The sequence below is a fragment of the Paucibacter sp. XJ19-41 genome (assembly GCF_028462495.1).
Lineage (GTDB): Bacteria > Pseudomonadota > Gammaproteobacteria > Burkholderiales > Burkholderiaceae_C > Roseateles_E.
Genome location: NZ_JAQOWX010000074.1, coordinates 26,557 through 29,098, shown reverse-complemented (window position 1 = coordinate 29,098; position 2,542 = coordinate 26,557). Strand labels below are relative to the sequence as shown.

At 62.9% G+C, this 2,542-nt stretch carries 1 protein-coding gene; it reads right to left on the bottom strand.

Annotated features, from left to right (window positions below; all coding sequences use genetic code 11):
- The coding region (locus PO768_RS18410) for a condensation domain-containing protein (RefSeq protein ID WP_272647217.1) at nt 1-2,519 on the bottom strand (2,519 nt) is incomplete at its 3' end.
- Nucleotides 2,520-2,542: the final 23 nt, after the last annotated feature.

Sequence of the window (2,542 nt, the reverse complement as noted above, 5' to 3'; positions counted from 1 at the left end):
CCGCCCAGGTACAGCTCCCCAGCAACACCCGGTGCCACCTCATTGAGATCACCGTCAAGAACGTGCGTGCGGGTATCGGCGATCGGTGCCCCGATAGGCACGCTGGAGCCGCCATCGTCAAGACAAGTCCAATGGGTAACGTCAATAGCGGCCTCAGTAGGGCCGTACAGGTTGTAAAGACCGGCCCCGGGAAGTTGACCCAGCACACGCGCCTGCAGGTCGGCTGGCAGGGCCTCACCGCTGCACACGATGCGACGCAAGCTGGTGCAGACCTCGACGCCGTCATGGGCCATGAAGGCTTGGAGCATCGACGGCACGAAATGCACCGTGCTCACGCCATGGGCCGTGATCAGATCGACCAGCCGAGCCGGGTCGCGGTGGTCACCAGGCGCTGCCATCACCAGGCGTGCGCCCATCATCAGGGGCCAGAAAAACTCCCATACCGACACATCGAAGCTGAAGGGCGTCTTCTGCAGGACCACGTCGGCGCTGGTCAAGCCATAGGCCTCTTGCATCCAGGCCAGACGGTTGGCGAGCGCCCGATGGCGGTTGGCCGCTCCCTTGGGTCGCCCGGTCGAACCCGAGGTGTAGATCACATAAGCCAGGTTCTCGTCGTGCAGACGCACGACGGGGTCGACGGACGACTCGCCACTCACATCGACCCTGTCGATCTCGAGTACCAGTCGGCTGTGATTTTCAGGTAACTGGGCACGCAAATGATGTTGCGTGAGCAGCAGTCCAACGCCGCTGTCGTCCAGCATATAGGCCAAGCGATTGGCAGGCAGGTCAGGATCGAGAGGCACGTAGGCCCCCCCGGCCTTGACGATGGCCAGCAAGCCGACCACCATCTCCAGCGAGCGTTCGGTGGCGATGCCCACGAGCACATCCGGCTTCACGCCAAGCGCCATCAGCCGATGCGCCAGTTGGTTGGCGCGGCCATTGAGGTCGCCATAACTCAGGCAAGAAGACCCCGACACCAGGGCGATGGCCTGGGGCTGATCACGAACTCGCGTTTCGATCAAACGATGCACTGCTTGCAGATCGGGATAGCGCTGTGTATTGCGACTCCAGCGCCGCAGCATGTCCTGATCAGCTGGGGCCAGCAGATTCACCGTAGACACCAGTTCATCAGGGTTCCGAACCAGGGTCTCCAGAACCCGCTCGTAGCCGAGCACGAGCCGGTCGATAGTGCCCGGCTTGAACAAGGCTGTGGCGTACTCCAGCCGGCCCCGCAGGCCTTGGGCACCCAGCGTCATGTCCAGCGACAACTCGAACTTGGCACCGGTGGCCGGCGCGTCCAGTACCTCGACTCTTAGGCCTTCAAGAGAGAAGCCACTGTCCTCGGCGTCCATCTGGCAACCAAACAACACCTGGAACAAAGGACTTCGAGAAGGGTCCCGGCGCTCCGGGCGGCTGTCAAGCAGTGCCTCCAGTGGTAGGTCGGCATGGTCCAGTGCCGACAAAGTGTCGTTGCGCACCTGAAGACACAGCTGGCGCAGACTCATGTCCGGACGCAGCCGGACTCGGAAGGCCTGCGTGGTCACGAAGAAGCCCACCAAGTCCTGCACTTCGTCGCTATGCCGTCCTGCATGCGGCACGCCGATGGCGAAGTCGGCCTGGCCGCAGAAGCGCCCCAGGACGACCTGCCAGGCTGCCATCAGCACCATGAAGGGCGTGCATTGCAGCGATCTGCACAGCGTCTGCAGGTCGCTCACCAGCGCGGGGTCCATGCCGAATTGCCGGGCTGAACCCTCATGGCTTGGCTGGTCTGGGCGCAGGAAGTCGGTGGGTACAGCCAGGGCTGGTACTTCCGGTCCCAAGTGAGCATTCCAGTAAGCCAGTTCACGCCCGAAGCCGCCGCTGGCGGCCCGCTCGCGCTGCCGGCGGGCGTAGTCGGCGTACTGGATACGCGGTGCTGGCAACGCAATACCTGCAGGCGAGTCGAGCGCCAGACCATAAGCCTGGGCCAAGTCGCGAGCGACAATGGGGTTAGACCAAGCGTCGGACGCAATATGGTGCAGGCACACCGCCAGCACATGCTCGTCGGGCCCGATGGTGAGAAGCCGGGCCACCAGCGCGGGCGCCTGGGTGAGATCGAAGATGTGCTGGACCACGCGGTCGATCCGGTCCTGCATCTGCACCTGCCGTTCGACCGCAGGCAGTTGGCTCAGGTCCTCATGCTGCAGTTCAAATGCCACATGTGCTCGCACATGCTGCAAGGGAAAACCGTCAAGCGCGTCATAAGTGGTGCGCAAGATGGCGTGGCGATCGATCAAGGCCCGGAAGGCTCGCTTCAAGGCCGTCACATCCACACGCCCGCTCAAGCTGAACACACGGGGCAGGTTGTAGGCGGTCAGGTCCGGCTCGACATGCTGCAAGAACCAAAGCTGCTGCTGTGAGAATGACAGGACATGCCCCTGTCCGATCGATGGCATCGCAGCGAGACTGGGCTCCTGGTCGAGATCGAAATCGCCGCTGTCAATCAGCGCGTCCAGCAAATCCTGAGTCAGATCGTTCATGTCCATATCCTTGGCGACGACAC